Raw genomic sequence first — 14,355 nt, 5'->3', positions numbered from 1 at the left:
TTATTAGCCCTTTGTTGCCAAGCTTGTTACACTCTTGGGTGCTTAAAAGCAGCCTCAAAAGGCCCTTTAAACACTAATAATTAGGCTAATGGCTAATTTACTTAGTTTATAAATAACATAAAATTAAATACAGTTCGTCAGGTGTGATTATTTAATCAACAGTATTAACACCTAACTGACTGATCATTGTCACGTCGTGCACGCATGATGGCGATGATATTTCTTTGCATTGTTGAATATGGCTCTTACGCCTACTATCTAGGAATGATGATGACATCAAAAATTATCTACACTAAAACAGACGAAGCTCCGGCACTAGCAACATACTCTTTGCTGCCGATCATCCAAGCATACACTAATGCCGCAGGCGTTGAAGTTGAAACACGTGACATCTCTTTAGCGGGTCGTGTTATTGCTAACTTTTCTGAGTATTTAACTGAAGAACAACGTATTGGTGATGCGCTTGCTGAATTAGGCGAGCTGGCTAAAAAACCTGAAGCAAACATCATTAAATTACCAAATATCAGTGCATCAGTTCCACAATTACGTGCTGTTATCAAAGAATTACAAGCAAAAGGTTACGCACTGCCAGACTACCCTGCTGAACCTAAAACAGATGAAGAAAAAGCAATTCAAGCAACGTACGACAAAATCAAAGGTAGTGCTGTAAACCCAGTATTACGTGAAGGTAACTCTGATCGTCGTGCTCCTGGCTCTGTAAAAGAATATGCACGTAACAACCCACATTCAATGGGTGCATGGAGCAAAGATTCTGCTTCAAATGTTGCGAGCATGAGCGAAGGCGATTTCTTTGGCTCTGAGCAATCAGTAACGCTTGATACTGCTACTGATGTACGTATTGAGCACGTTGCTGAAAATGGCGACGTATCTGTTCTTAAAGCAAGCACGCCATTACTTGCTGGTGAAGTGATTGACGCATCTTCAATCAGTATTACGAAACTACAAGCTTTCTTAGCGGCTGAAATCGATGCTGCAAAAGAAAAAGGCATTTTGTTTTCATTACATATGAAAGCAACCATGATGAAAGTATCTGATCCAATCATCTTTGGTCATGCGGTAAAAGTATTCTATAAAGACGTTTTTGCTAAGCACGGCGCTTTATTTGCTGAGCTAGGTGTTGATGTTAATAATGGTCTTGGTGATGTTTACGCTAAAATCCAAACATTAGACGATGCTAAACGCGCTGAAATCGAAGCTGATATTGACGCTGTATATGCTACACGCCCTGCAATTGCGATGGTTGATTCTGATCGTGGTATCACTAACTTACACGTACCAAGTGATGTGATCATCGATGCGTCTATGCCTGCTGCAATTCGTTCAAGCGGTCAAATGTGGAACAGTGAAGGTAAATTACAAGATACTAGCTTTGTCATTCCTGATCGTTGTTACTCTGGTGTTTATCAAGCAACAATTGATTTCTGTAAAGAACACGGTGCATTTGATCCAACCACTATGGGTAGCGTTCCTAACGTTGGCCTAATGGCACAAAAAGCTGAAGAATATGGTTCACACGACAAAACCTTTGAAGCACCAGCAAACGGTGTGATCCGTGTTGTTGATAGTGCTGACAACGTATTGCTACAACACACTGTTGAGCAAGGCGATGTATGGCGCATGTGCCAAGTTAAAGATGCACCAATCCAAGATTGGGTTAAATTAGCTGTAAACCGTGCACGCGCTACCGGTAACCCTGCTATTTTCTGGCTTGACGAAAACCGTGCGCACGATGCACAGTTAATCAAAAAAGTTAACGCATACTTGCCAGACCACGATACATCTGGCCTTGATATTCAAATACTTGCACCACTTGAAGCAACCCTATTCTCTCTTGCACGCATTAAAGATGGCCTAGATACTATTTCAGTAACAGGTAACGTATTACGTGATTACCTAACTGATTTATTCCCAATTCTTGAGCTTGGTACGAGTGCAAAAATGCTTTCAATCGTACCACTTATGAATGGCGGCGGTTTATTTGAAACTGGCGCGGGTGGTTCAGCACCGAAGCACGTTCAACAATTCGAAAAAGAAAACCACTTACGTTGGGATTCGTTAGGTGAGTTTTTAGCACTTGCGGCATCACTTGAGCACCTAGCTGTAAATACTGGTAACAACAAAGCACAAGTGCTAGCTGATACCCTTGATAAAGCAACAGGTACTTTCCTTGCTGAAAACAAATCACCGTCTCGTAAAGTGAAAGAAATTGATAACCGTGGTTCTCACTTCTTCCTATCTTTATTCTGGGCGCAAGAGCTTGCCAAGCAAAACGATGACAGTGAACTTAAAGCACAGTTCACACAAATCGCCAGTGATTTAGAAACCAACAAAGAACAAATCGTTAACGAACTTAACGATGCACAAGGCCCAGCTGTAAACATCGGTGGTTATTTCCAACCAAATGATGATGCAGCATTTAAAGCAATGCGCCCTAGCACAACATTTAACGATATCTTAGCTAAACTAGTATAAGTATCGATTTAAATTTAAAAGGCGCTCACTGTTAAAGTGAGCGCCTTTTTTGTGGCTTTTAAATAATGTTTTATTTTTCACTGATACAAAAAGCAAAAAGGCCGCAAATGCAGCCTTTAAATTGTTCAAGTTACTAAGCTGAACGTAGTTACTTAGTATATGCGCGAGGCATATCTGAGTCAGTAGTATAACGCTTACGAAGTTTATCTTGGCGTGCTTCAGTTGAAACTTCTTCGCCGTTAATAAACATTTTAGTTACGTGACTAGTAAAATCAAATGGGTCATCGTTCCACATCACTAAGTCAGCAGCTTTACCTACCGCCACACTACCGGCATTAATTCCAAATACATCAGCAACATTCGCTGTTATCGCTTTTAATGCACCCGCTTGTGTCATGCCATAAGAAACCGCATTACCCGCGTCAAAACGCAATTGATAAACATTGTGACTGGCATCGCCTGCGATCGACAACAACACCTTTACGCCTGCTTTTTCGAGTTTGCCTGCATTATCTAAACTCGCATGTAGCGAATCAAAACTGCCTGGCAAGCTCTCCATAGAACTTACAATGACTGGAACATTTGCTTGCGCTAATTGCTCTTTTACAACCACGGCATCTTGTGCGCCTGCAATCACTAAATTAAGTGAAAACTGTTGTTTTACTTTGATTAGCTCAATAATATCTGCGGCGCGAGAAGCCGTTACTAATAGTGGCATTTCACCCGCTAATACTTTATCGAGCACTTTATCTTCAGTGCTTGGTACAGCATCGTCTTTTTTATCTTTTTTGCTGGCTTTTTGTTGATGTGCTGCTAACTTATCAATCAAGTTTTTCAGCGACATTGCGCGCGAGCCTTTGCTTTTCTCACCTAAATTAACTACCAGCGCGACTTGCGTTTGCTTAACACTGTCAAACTCACCGCTTAAATCAACTACGCTGGCAAGGCCTGCAAAAATACTTTCTCCGCCATGAGGGGTGATCACATCACGGGTGATGCCACCTTTACGTGCATACGGGATCAAGCTTGAGTGAGCATTAAATGCTAGGCTTGGATCAAAATCGATCCCCGCTTTATCATCGCCAGCATCGCGAGAGCCAGCAACAGCGCCCACTTCAACTAGACCTAACTGATTCATGCTGCCAATAAATCCAGCTGTAACAATTTGCCCTTTGGCATCAATAATCGTATCAGCTTCGACTGTTGCAGGATTAATAGCAATAATTTTGCCTTCATCCATGATGATGCTAGCGCCTTGTAAAATACCTTGCTCAGTTGAGGTATGAACAGTGGCGTTGATGATCGCGACTGATTGGGCGTTCACCGCAGTACTTGCTAACAAACCAGCAGCAACTAGCGAGAGTGAAAATGAATGTGTTAATTTTGTCATCCTAGTTACTCCTTATTTTTGACCTAACATAAAATCGCTTTGTGCTTGGAATGTATCATCGTAGCGATCATACACTTTCGCACCATCAACAAATACTTGCTCAGCTTTAGCATAAACACTAAACGGACTTTGATTCCAAATTACCACATCAGCCTGTTTGCCAGCTTCGAGTGAACCGGTTTTATCAGCTATACCTAGCGATTTTGCAGCATTCGAAGTGATCCATTTAATTGCGTGCTGTTCTGAAATATTAAACCCATTATCGTTAGCGCGGTACATTACTTTACCGGCTTCTTGATTCAAGCGCTGGATAGTGGTGTCAGAGTCTGAATGAACAACAGCACAAGAATTTTTAACCGCATCAACAATCGCTACGTTCTCTTGTACCATGTCGTAAGCTTCCATTTTAAAGCCCCACCAATCAGGCCAAAGCGCAGCACATGAGCCGTTATCTGCAAGTAAATCAGCAATTTTGTATGCTTCAATACCGTGATGGAAAGTACCCGCGTGATAACCAAACTCTTTTGAAAGGTCAATCATCATTGCCATTTCTTCTGCTTTGTAACAATGATTGTGGATCCTAACTTCGCCTTCTAATACACCACGCAATGTATCGTATTTAATATCACGATGCGGCACCTCTGGATTTTTACCTGCTGCATAATCAGCATCGTATTTATCCCACGCGCGTTTATATTCAGCGGCGCCTATCCAAGCCTCACGATAACCGGCCATATTGCCCATTCGTGTTGATGGTAATACCCCTTTACGCCCGTAAACACGCTTAGGGTTTTCACCACAGGCCATTTTTAAACCATACGGTGCGTCAGGGAACTTCATACCCTGCATCGTGTGCGATGGAACATTTTTTAAAGTAACCCCACGACCACCAAATAAATTAGCTGAGCCGGGTAAAATTTGTAATGCGGTAATACCGCCTTCACGCGCGCGGTTAAAGCCAGGGTCTTGCGGCCAAATTGAATGCTCAACCCACACTTCGGCAGTATTTGGGCTGGTCATTTCATTGCCGTCCTGATGAGATTCAACAGAAGGGCTTGGGTATGCTCCTAAATGTGAATGTACATCAATAAGCCCAGGTGTAACCCATTTACCTTGTGCATCAATAGTCAAATCAGCTTGTGCAGTTAGATCTTTACCGACTTGTTGCACTTTTCCGTCAACAAGTAATACATCGGCTTCTTCTAAACGCTCACCTGTACCTGTTAGTACTGTTGCATTGGTGATAAGCGTCGTGGTTGATTTAAGTACCTTATAGGTACTTGGATATGGATTTTTATTGATTGTTACTTTGTCGTCTTGTGGGCCGTTGTCTTGGCAGCCGGCAATCGCCACACCAAGTGCAACAACCAACAATGAAGGAGCAAATTTTTGCATCATATTAGTCTCTGTTGTTGTTTTTTTGTTACTTTATATAAACACACAACATAAAGCTAAAAAATCAGCTAGAGCTGCATTTATATAAGATGAATGTTATTTCTTAATATAATTGTTATACAGTTGCTCAAGTGCAGCTTCTGTTGTCAAACTTGGATCTTTACTAATAAAGTGCTTAACAGTTCGAGTTACGAAGTCTGAATTTTGTTTATGCAATTTTGAAAAATCCTTAATTAGGCAATCGCCATCTTTAGCGGCAGTCACTTTATCGTGACGATGACGATACTGACTCAAGGCTTTATTAAAATCACCTTGGTAATCTTCTACTAAAATTTTATAAAAATCACTTTTTTGTACTTTTAATTCGCTAATACAATAATTTAAAGCTTCTTTAAAATCAGTAAAAATGGCGCCTTCGACATCAAACTCAGCCGTTTTTTCTCGCACTGTGACCTTGGCTTCTTCGGTTGCATAACTAAAACCACTAAACGCCAAGCGCTCTGCGGCTTCTTTTCCTAACGCCATACCCGCTTTAATGCTATGTGCAAACTCATCACTCATATCGCTAAGTTCATTCTCATGCCACATATTATAAACCCGCAGTGGTTTAGCATATTTGGCACCGAGTTTGTTTTTTAACTTAGTAAAGCGTTCATCAATCGTCATTAAGCGCTCGTTATGCAATATTGCATAGCATTCATAGCACGCTGGAATACTAATAAACTCAGCTTCTTCACCTAAATCAATAATGCTTTGTAGCATATGCAATGGCGGGCAATGATCGCGCTCAGTCGCTTCACAGCCACAATAAAAGCAACGGTTAAAATTATGCTGTTCACAGGCGTATGCTTGCTGATAATAACTCGCCAATGTTTTACTCACAGAGTCTCCTAATAGACAGGTATTTGATAATCAAGACGATCATAACAGGGTTGAAAAATATGTCAGTAATGCTGCACAACAAAGTGCAATGACTCTAAAGTAAATAGCATGTAAAACCTATGAAAGCAGATTGAAAAACAACCAAAAGCAATAAAAAAAGTGAAAAATAATTTGTTTGAAACATGTCAAAAAACACACATTAAATCATTTACTATCAGATAGTTAGTTATTATAAAACACATCCACACACGGTGTTACATCTTGTCGATTTTCATTTACAGCTTTATTTAAAAATAAAGCTAATATTTAACTCGTCAACAAGCAGACATACCAAACCACTGGAGAATGATGATGAATACTTTAACAACTACACTTTGTACAACGTTACTTTTAAGCTCAGCAGCACTTACTACAACCAATACTGAAGCAGCACAATTTGTTGCAGCTGATAATAGCCCTGGCACTCAAATTTGTATGGCTGTGAGCTCCAATAAACGTTTGCAACTTAATGCAACAATGAAAGACTTACGTATTAGCAAAACAACCGTAACCAATAAACTACGTTGTAACAACTTGAGTATCGCAAAATTTGCGGGAACTTACGGTTTTAATAAAACGGCAAAGTATCTAAACCTTGAAACGACAACGGGTACCTCAATTCAAGATTTAGCAAAACTAGACCAACAAACAATTATGGTTGTTGCCGGTTCTAAGTAGTATGGCTAAGCAATATCAAATTTAAGCAGGCGAGTCGTTGGCCTGCTTAAAATTAATTTATATAATTGCAGCAATCAGGCCAAACAAACCACCGAATACCCCGCCCCATACAACTAACCAGCCTAAATGCTCACGGATCATAGTTTGTATAATATCTTTGACCATTTTTGGTGTCAGCTCGTCTAAACGCTCATCAACTAAGCCAGAAACCGTGTTAAACAACGAATCACTTGCGAGTCCTGATTGCGTTAATTTTTCATTCACCAAGCTTTTAAACTCATCGGTTTCGCTCATATTAAGTAATGAACCACGCATTTTGTCAATAAATGCTTCGCGCATCGGCTCAACCGCGGCACTACCACCAAACATCGCTAACATGCTACCAAATTGGGAGTGCTCAATAACGTCAAGTAAGCTATCAAAAGCAGGATTTAAATCGACTTCATTGATCACTGGCTGTAGATCAACATTGATATTTTTGTTGCCTAACAATTGAGATATTTTTTGCTCTGAAAAGAACTCGGTTAAAATAAGATTTTTAATCGCCACTTTAAACCCTGCAAACTTCAGCTGGATCACGCCCGACCCATATAACAAAGGTACTTTTTCAAATAACATATGCACTGCGAGTAAATTAGTCACTGCGCCTGAGAGTGCAAATAAGCCGATTGACAGTACAATTGCTTGGTCAAATAGAAAACCCGCCACCACTAAAATCCCGGCAATTACATTGGTAATAAGGCTTTTATTCATCATTCTCTCCACTTGGTTGTTGCATAAATCTAAGCGCGCGCTTACAAAATATTAATTTTACTCTCAAGAGTTTGTTTATTTAACTACTTTTTGCCATAGTTTAACTATCTGTATAAAAGGTGAACAATGCTATGTGGAATACGGTTAACGAACAGATAAGCCAAGCTATGCATTTTGACTTTAAACACACTATAAAACGCCAACTGCAAAGCCCTAATAACGATAAATTATTTCAACTCAGTGATGGTATACACCAGTATTTTGTAAAAGTAGCCCATCGTAGTGACTTAGAGCGATTTGAAAACGAAGCCCACAATTTACAACTGCTCACTAAAGAGAGCTTATTTATGGTGCCAGATTGTATCACTACAGGTGCTAATATTGAGTTTTCATTTATCGTTTTAGAATGGCTTGAACTTGACCAACAACCTCATACCAACTGGCATATTATGGGTAGCCACCTTGCAAGCCTGCATCTGAAACATCGCCAAGCCATGTTTGGTTTTGATCAGGATAATTTTATTGGCCCAACAACTCAGCCCAATCGCTGGCATAAAAAATGGAATATATTTTTTGCCGAAGAGCGCATTGGCTGGCAGCTCCAATTACTGCATGAAAAAGGCATTGATCTCGTTGACAAAGATTACTTTGTCGCCCTGATAAAAGACATGCTACATGGTCATACCGTAAAACCATCATTGTTGCATGGCGATTTTTGGCGTGGCAACATGGGATTTATTCAATCAGTACCGAGTGTATTTGATCCGAGCTGCTATTATGGTGATCGGGAAGTTGATATTGCCATGAGCGAGCTGTTTGCTCCTTTACCTGACGCTTTTTACATCGCCTATAACAAGCATTACCCACTAACACAGGGCTATGAGCAACGTAAGTTAATTTACCAGCTTTACCCTATTTTAAATCATGCAAATATCTTTGCCGGCCACTATCTTACTGAAGCTAAACAAAAAATAGAACTACTACTGAAATAAGGTCGTTTTTATTGTCAAATAGATGTCATAAATGAATAAAGCAGACTATATTTAGGTATCGCTTAATGTTGAACAACCCCAGCAATGACAGGCGCTAGCGTTCAATTGTGGGGGGCATAACCATTTATCAGCAGCGATAAATAATTACCTTTTATTGCTCTGCTTTGTAAGGTTGAATCATTTATGAAAAACCAACTCTCACAACGGATCTGCTGCCCACATTGTGGCCATCATATTCATATTACCCTTGATGCTAGTGATGGCGATCAAGATTACTTCGAAGATTGCGCAGCATGCTGTAACCCTATCCATTTTAATATGCATATTGACTATGCTAACAGCAAGGTAGAGTTACATATAGACAGCGATGACGAACAAATATTTTAGCCTAGCATTTATATTTGACTACGAAGCCTGCTGCCGTAAGTAGTTTTCGACCGTATTGATGATGGTATAAGTTTGTTGATCAACTTCGATATTTAGCGCATCACCAATTACAGCCTTACCAATATTGGTAATAGCTAATGTCTCTGGGATCAAATGCAGCCAAAAGCCCTGCTCATCGGTTTCACCGACCGTGAGACTAGCGCCATTGACTGATACAAAACCTTTATACATCACATACTTTTGCCATTTACTTGGTAAGCACAACTGTATTTTACAATTATCTTGTGTATGAATAATATTTTCAATCTGGGCGGTGCAGTGAATGTGACCAGATACAATATGCCCACCTAACTCAGTACCAAAAGTCATAGAGCGCTCATAGTTAACGGTACTGCCAGCAATAAGCTTTCCTAAGTTAGTTAACTGTAATGTTTCGTCAATTACATCATAGTGAACCTGAGCAAGCGGTTGATCAGAGATATTTTCTACTTTAACAACCGTTAAACAGCAACCATTAATGGCAACGCTGGCACCTAACTCAAGTTTTGTAACATATTGCTTTGCTACAGCGAGCACTAAACGCATCACACCTTGCTGCTGGTTAGTCGAAATCACCGTCGCTTGTGTTTGCACAATTCCTGTAAACATAAATCAATTCACCTTTTATTACCTAAAGTAGATACTATTCATATTATTTAACGCTTTAGTTTACCCGATCCACGTTATTATTACTGTAATCAATAACATTGACTCATCGCTATAATTTTTGATTCTGTGCTTTATCGATTACACTATCTGCCTCTTCAGTTTACGTAGTAAGTGATATGACTTTTTGTAGTTGGGAAGCCAAACGGTTAGTTTCTCTGGCAATCCCCGTTTTTTTAGCACAAGTAACCTTAGTTTTAATGTCAGTGGTCGACACCATCATGGCAGGACAAGTGAGTCCTACCGATTTAGCAGCATTGTCAATTGCAACCGGCGTATGGAACCCCGCCATGTTGGCTCTGCAAGGCATATTATTAGCCCTGACTGGCATAATTGCGCAATTTTCCGGCGCTAACGATAAAACCGGCATCAGCCATTACTTTCAACAAGGCTTGTACCTAGCTGGTGTATTGAGTGTTATCGGTTTATCTATTGCCTATTTTGCCGATATTATTATTCTCAAACTCGATACCAGCCCTGCTATCGCCAATATGGCCTATGACTATATTCATTTTGTAAAATGGGGCATTATTGGATTTTTAGTGTTCAGTGTTTATCGTAATATTACCGAAGGCATGGGGATGACAAAGCCGGCTTTTTATATCAGCTTAATTGGTTTAGCCATCAATATCCCAGCCAACTATGTGTTTATTCACGGTATGTTTGGTATGCCCGCACTCGGTGGTGCAGGCTGTGGGATTGCCACTGCATTGGTATTTACTGCCATGGCCATCGCACAAGTTATTTATTGCCAGTTAAGTAAAAAAGTAGATGCCAAAACATTATTAGCAAACTTTCAAGCACCGCAATTACCAACCATGTGGGCAATTACTAAGGTGGGCATACCAATCTCACTTGCTACATTTTTTGAAGTCACTTTATTTGCCTGTATTCCTTTATTCATTGCGCACTTAGGTGCGGTTGCGGTAGCCGGCCATCAGATTGCTGCAAGTGTCACAACCTTGCTGTTTATGATGCCGCTGAGTTTATCTATTGCGATCAGTATTCGGATTGGCAATTTATACGGCCAACATCATTTTGAGCAGCTTAAAAAGGCTATTTCAACAAGCTATATTCTAGCCATGATCATTGCCATTATACTTGCTGCCATAACCTTCTTTGGCCGTGACGTGATCAGTCAACTTTATACAGATGATGCACGTGTTATTGCCTTAGCAACGTCAATCATGATTCTAGCGTGTATTTATCAACTACCTGATTCCTTACAAGTAGCTGCCAACGGTATATTAAGGGGTTTAAAACACACAGCACCGATTTCGTATATAACCTTTATATCTTACTGGTTGATTGGTTTTTCACTGGGTTTTGTTTTAGCACGCACCGATTTAATAGTGCCAGCAATGGGCCCGCATGGTTTTTGGGTAGGTATCATCGTCGGCTTAAGTGTAGCCGCAGTGCTATTAATGCTCACTGTCGCGAATAGATTCAAACATGAACCACTTAAAAGCGCTTAAAAAATCGCACCAACAAGGTAACCAAACGTCGCAGTTTGGTTACCTTTGTAGTTTACTGTGCTGTTTACTGCTACTTTGTGCATGCACAGATAAACCCGCTGATGTGTATTTAGAATATCAGCAGCGCCTCGCGAATGCGTTAGATAAGCCAACTCCTGATACAGCAAAACTTACCAATGTTGCGCTATCAGCTGTTAGCAACAACAAACCAACAAATGCACAACAGTTGAGCATATTGCAACTGGCACAACTTTCACACTGTAAACTCAATACCCTTATTGCTGAACATAATAGTCAACTAGGAAAACTCGCCTCTCCTGCTAGCCAGTTAATATACCAGCTTCAATTTATTCAATTTGCACCACAGTGCTTAGATAGTCTAGAACCTGATTCAAAAAGTTATCAAGCCATAAGTAACGAATTACATAATAAAAAACAACAGTTATTAGATCAGTTCAAGCAGCTACTTTATAAAGACCCAGAACTAAAACGCACATGGCAGCTAACCGGCTATACACTTGATACAAACTTAGCCGGCCTTGTAGAAACCGAACTTGCGCTGCAAAGCCTAGTGAATTTAAAACAGCAAATAATACAGCAGCAATATGCACAAATAGACTCTCAAGCGCTCTACCCGCTACTGGCGCAATTACGCCAGTTTAACTTCAATCAAGCTTTAATAAGCGCAGTACGCCAACAAACACAGCTAAATAATAGTACTAGTAACTTTTTAGCGAATATTGAGCTAAGCACACTATGCAACCCGCTAAAAAATAAACGCCAAGCACAGATCCTCAGCAACGTATTCAAGAAGTATTACTTGCAGCAGTTACAACCCTATCAGGCTCAACTATCAGGTGCTTTAGAGCGCCTAATGCCGTTGTATCAAGCATTATGGCAAGACTCCAGCCCAATACAACCGCAACTAACGGCATTACTAAGCCCAGCACAGCCAAGTAATATACTCACAGCATTTAAAGAATCCACCAAAACACACGTTATTTGGTGGCAAAAATTTTATAAAACGTGTGAAATCAGCCCAATATGAATAAAAAAACGGCAAACGAACTAAAAAAAGCGTTTCTCGCTTGATTCACTTCAGCGCACGCTATATATTAGCGACCGTTGTTAAGCAATTAGCACAACTTAAATTTATGATACGACCGTAGCTCAGTTGGTTAGAGCACTACCTTGACATGGTAGGGGTCGGTGGTTCGAATCCACTCGGTCGTACCAAATTTAAGTAAATTTTAAATAAAAGTACTATTGTAAGAAAAAGCACTACCCACTCTTGATCACCCGGTCCTGAGGACAGTAGTTCGAATCCACTCGGTCGTACCAAATTTAAGTAAAAGTCCCATTCAAATATATTGTACGACTGTAGCTCAGTTGGTTAGAGCACTACCTTGACATGGTAGGGGTCGGTGGTTCGAATCCACTCAGTCGTACCAATTCAAGTAAAAACAAAAATCAGCCTAACCTACTTTATAAATCTTAAGTAAACTACAACTCAGCTGATTAGAGCACTACCCACTCTTGATCACCCGGTCCACAGGTCTGTGGTTCGAATCCACTCAGTCGTATCAATTCTGAATAAATAAATTAAAAAATGCCCGCCACGATTTGACTCTACACAGAAGATCAATGATTCAAATATTAAATACCCTGCTCTTTCCTTCGCCATACAAATGCGCTTGATTGCTTATTGAAAATAGTAACATTTTCATATTCATCACTTGCTCTGCCAGCTAAGCCATAGCATACATGTAGTGGTAATAGATGCTCTTCTCGCGGATGACAATAACGTGCATGAGGCGCTTTATGCCAGTTTTGCATCATTAAATTACGCTTTGGTTCAGGCAAGGTGTTATCACTTAAGGTCGATCGTAGCCACTGTTCAAATTCGTGGTTATTGATTTGGCTCTGCTGATTATCCTGCGCGAAAAATGCCTGCATGTTATGAAACGAAAAACCAGAGCCAATAACTAATAAGTTTTCATAATCCAAAGATTGCAACGCTTTACCGATTGCTAAGTGCTGTGCAGCATCTAAGTTATTCACTAGTGATAGTTGAATCGCGGGTATATCGGCTGCTGGGTACATTAATGTTAAAGGCACATACAAACCATGATCGTAACCGCGATGATGATCTAACTTCGCTTCAATACCAGCATGTTGTAACACTTGTTGTACTTTTTCAGCTAACTTGGGCTCTCCCTGACTTGGGTATTGCACTTGATAGGCAGCTGGCGGAAAACCATAATAATCGTAAATCATCCCCGGTGCTGCATTGGCAGTAATAGTCGCTACTGACTCTTCCCAATGAGCGCTAATTAATAAAATGGCACTTGGTTTTTTTAGCGTGCTTGCAAGTGATTTTAAATAAGCAACCAATTGTGTATGGTTTGATTCATTTAACAGTGGCATTGGGCCGCCACCATGAGAGATAAATGCAATGTCTACATTATTCATAGTTACTCCAAACAAGCTCACTTAACATGAGCAAGTAAACCTTGATAGTTAAACTAACGCAAAGCTAAGACGCGGATTTATCCGTAATCCACGTCATTTCATAATAGTGATTAAACATGCTTGGACTGTAACTGCCTAGACGTTAATTTATTCGCTATAAAGTTATCAATACTAAAACGACCACCACCTTGTAATGTTAGCGCAATCAGTACTACAAACAGTGTCAGTGCATATTCGTAGCCGTTATTTGCCATAAACAAGCCATTGTCTATATGTACTGAAAAAATAGCCACTAGCATGGTAAATGCTGAAATAAGTGCAGCAGGACGCGTCAATAACCCAAGTAATAATGCTAAACCGCCAAAAAATTCAGCACTGCCTGCGAGTAATGCCATTAAATAACCTGGAGTAATACCGATACTCGCCATCCATTGACCTGTTCCTTCCAGACCATAACCACCAAACCAAGCAAACAATTTTTGTGATCCATGTGCAGCTAAAATCAAACCAATTGGCGCGCGAAGTAGTAAAGCGGCAAGTCCTGCATCTGATTTTAGTATCGTGTTTATTAGTTTCATTATTTGTTCCTCTTTAGCAAAGTATTTATTTACGTTTTAATTAGACCCTGTTGGGATAAGTACACTTTACTATCAATGTCATGGCGGAGTAAGATGACAAATAAAGAATGATTAAC

At 40.1% G+C, this 14,355-nt stretch carries 13 protein-coding genes and 2 tRNA genes; 8 read left to right on the top strand and 7 right to left on the bottom strand.

What is annotated here, in order from left to right:
* Positions 1–270 precede the first annotated feature (270 nt).
* Entirely contained in the window at positions 271–2,493 is a 2,223-nt protein-coding gene (locus H5158_RS07520; RefSeq protein WP_145233392.1) for an NADP-dependent isocitrate dehydrogenase, read from the top strand.
* A 148-nt stretch (positions 2,494–2,641) separates the two neighbouring features.
* Here H5158_RS07520 and H5158_RS07515 read toward each other — a convergent pair whose 3' ends face one another.
* The 3 genes from H5158_RS07515 to H5158_RS07505 form a co-directional block, all read right to left on the bottom strand.
* Entirely contained in the window at positions 2,642–3,883 is a 1,242-nt protein-coding gene (locus tag H5158_RS07515) for an amidohydrolase family protein (RefSeq protein WP_145233072.1), read from the bottom strand.
* A 12-nt stretch (positions 3,884–3,895) separates the two neighbouring features.
* The gene (locus H5158_RS07510; RefSeq protein ID WP_182739777.1) at positions 3,896–5,278 is read right to left on the bottom strand and encodes an amidohydrolase; all 1,383 of its coding nucleotides are present in this window, start codon (positions 5,276–5,278) and stop codon (positions 3,896–3,898) included.
* 96 nt (positions 5,279–5,374) lie between these two features.
* Positions 5,375–6,160, bottom strand: a complete 786-nt coding sequence (locus H5158_RS07505; protein WP_145233071.1) for a hypothetical protein — start codon at positions 6,158–6,160, stop codon at positions 5,375–5,377.
* 351 nt (positions 6,161–6,511) lie between these two features.
* On the opposite strand from H5158_RS07505, the gene H5158_RS07500 reads away from it, so the two are divergent.
* On the top strand, positions 6,512–6,877 hold the full coding sequence (locus tag H5158_RS07500; RefSeq protein ID WP_182739766.1) for a DUF3718 domain-containing protein: 366 nt from the start codon (positions 6,512–6,514) through the stop codon (positions 6,875–6,877).
* 57 nt (positions 6,878–6,934) lie between these two features.
* Here H5158_RS07500 and H5158_RS07495 read toward each other — a convergent pair whose 3' ends face one another.
* Entirely contained in the window at positions 6,935–7,630 is a 696-nt protein-coding gene (locus H5158_RS07495; protein WP_182717355.1) for a DUF445 domain-containing protein, read from the bottom strand.
* Between the two features lie 131 nt (positions 7,631–7,761).
* Here H5158_RS07495 and H5158_RS07490 point away from each other — a divergent pair, with 131 nt between their 5' ends.
* Positions 7,762–8,622: a fructosamine kinase family protein gene (locus H5158_RS07490; protein ID WP_182739765.1), complete on the top strand. Its 861-nt coding sequence runs from the start codon at positions 7,762–7,764 to the stop codon at positions 8,620–8,622.
* Positions 8,623–8,805: 183 nt separating this feature from the next.
* Complete coding sequence (locus H5158_RS07485) at positions 8,806–9,009, top strand: CPXCG motif-containing cysteine-rich protein (RefSeq protein WP_145233067.1); 204 nt, start codon at positions 8,806–8,808, stop codon at positions 9,007–9,009.
* Positions 9,010–9,027: 18 nt separating this feature from the next.
* On the opposite strand, the gene H5158_RS07480 is transcribed toward H5158_RS07485, so the two are convergent.
* Positions 9,028–9,657, bottom strand: coding sequence for a riboflavin synthase subunit alpha (locus tag H5158_RS07480; RefSeq protein ID WP_182739764.1), 630 nt, complete (start codon positions 9,655–9,657; stop codon positions 9,028–9,030).
* 176 nt (positions 9,658–9,833) lie between these two features.
* Between H5158_RS07480 and H5158_RS07475 the strand changes: the two genes are divergently transcribed.
* The 4 genes from H5158_RS07475 (at position 9,834) to H5158_RS07460 (ending at position 12,640) form a co-directional block, all read left to right on the top strand.
* A complete protein-coding gene (locus tag H5158_RS07475) occupies positions 9,834–11,189 on the top strand; it encodes an MATE family efflux transporter (protein WP_182739763.1) in 1,356 nt (451 codons plus the stop codon).
* Entirely contained in the window at positions 11,167–12,237 is a 1,071-nt protein-coding gene (locus tag H5158_RS07470; RefSeq protein ID WP_182717353.1) for a DUF3080 family protein, read from the top strand. Before H5158_RS07475 ends, H5158_RS07470 begins: the two co-directional genes overlap by 23 nt.
* Before the next feature lie 111 nt (positions 12,238–12,348).
* Positions 12,349–12,425: transfer RNA gene (locus H5158_RS07465), tRNA-Val, on the top strand.
* Between the two features lie 138 nt (positions 12,426–12,563).
* Positions 12,564–12,640: transfer RNA gene (locus H5158_RS07460), tRNA-Val, on the top strand.
* A 205-nt stretch (positions 12,641–12,845) separates the two neighbouring features.
* On the opposite strand, the gene H5158_RS07455 is transcribed toward H5158_RS07460, so the two are convergent.
* Both H5158_RS07455 and H5158_RS07450 read right to left on the bottom strand, forming a co-directional pair.
* Positions 12,846–13,661: a class III extradiol ring-cleavage dioxygenase gene (locus tag H5158_RS07455; protein ID WP_182739762.1), complete on the bottom strand. Its 816-nt coding sequence runs from the start codon at positions 13,659–13,661 to the stop codon at positions 12,846–12,848.
* A gap of 110 nt (positions 13,662–13,771) precedes the next feature.
* On the bottom strand, positions 13,772–14,239 hold the full coding sequence (locus tag H5158_RS07450; RefSeq protein ID WP_182739761.1) for a DoxX family protein: 468 nt from the start codon (positions 14,237–14,239) through the stop codon (positions 13,772–13,774).
* Between the last annotated feature and the right edge of the window lie 116 nt (positions 14,240–14,355).

The organism is Pseudoalteromonas sp. SR45-6, assembly GCF_014163545.1.
GTDB lineage: Bacteria > Pseudomonadota > Gammaproteobacteria > Enterobacterales > Alteromonadaceae > Pseudoalteromonas > Pseudoalteromonas rhizosphaerae.
This window is presented reverse-complemented; position numbering and strand designations above follow the sequence as displayed.

Bases quoted from the DNA above. Each gene is read 5' to 3' on its own strand.
- H5158_RS07500 (WP_182739766.1), top strand. From the start codon at position 6,512: ATGAATACTTTAACAACTACACTTTGTACAACGTTACTTTTAAGCTCA.
- H5158_RS07520 (WP_145233392.1), top strand. From the start codon at position 271: ATGACATCAAAAATTATCTACACTAAAACAGACGAAGCTCCGGCACTA.
- H5158_RS07475 (WP_182739763.1), top strand. From the start codon at position 9,834: ATGACTTTTTGTAGTTGGGAAGCCAAACGGTTAGTTTCTCTGGCAATC.
- H5158_RS07470 (WP_182717353.1), top strand. From the start codon at position 11,167: ATGAACCACTTAAAAGCGCTTAAAAAATCGCACCAACAAGGTAACCAA.
- H5158_RS07480 (WP_182739764.1), bottom strand. From the start codon at position 9,657: ATGTTTACAGGAATTGTGCAAACACAAGCGACGGTGATTTCGACTAAC.
- H5158_RS07495 (WP_182717355.1), bottom strand. From the start codon at position 7,630: ATGAATAAAAGCCTTATTACCAATGTAATTGCCGGGATTTTAGTGGTG.
- H5158_RS07510 (WP_182739777.1), bottom strand. From the start codon at position 5,278: ATGCAAAAATTTGCTCCTTCATTGTTGGTTGTTGCACTTGGTGTGGCG.
- H5158_RS07485 (WP_145233067.1), top strand. From the start codon at position 8,806: ATGAAAAACCAACTCTCACAACGGATCTGCTGCCCACATTGTGGCCAT.
- H5158_RS07450 (WP_182739761.1), bottom strand. From the start codon at position 14,239: ATGAAACTAATAAACACGATACTAAAATCAGATGCAGGACTTGCCGCT.
- H5158_RS07490 (WP_182739765.1), top strand. From the start codon at position 7,762: ATGTGGAATACGGTTAACGAACAGATAAGCCAAGCTATGCATTTTGAC.
- H5158_RS07515 (WP_145233072.1), bottom strand. From the start codon at position 3,883: ATGACAAAATTAACACATTCATTTTCACTCTCGCTAGTTGCTGCTGGT.
- H5158_RS07455 (WP_182739762.1), bottom strand. From the start codon at position 13,661: ATGAATAATGTAGACATTGCATTTATCTCTCATGGTGGCGGCCCAATG.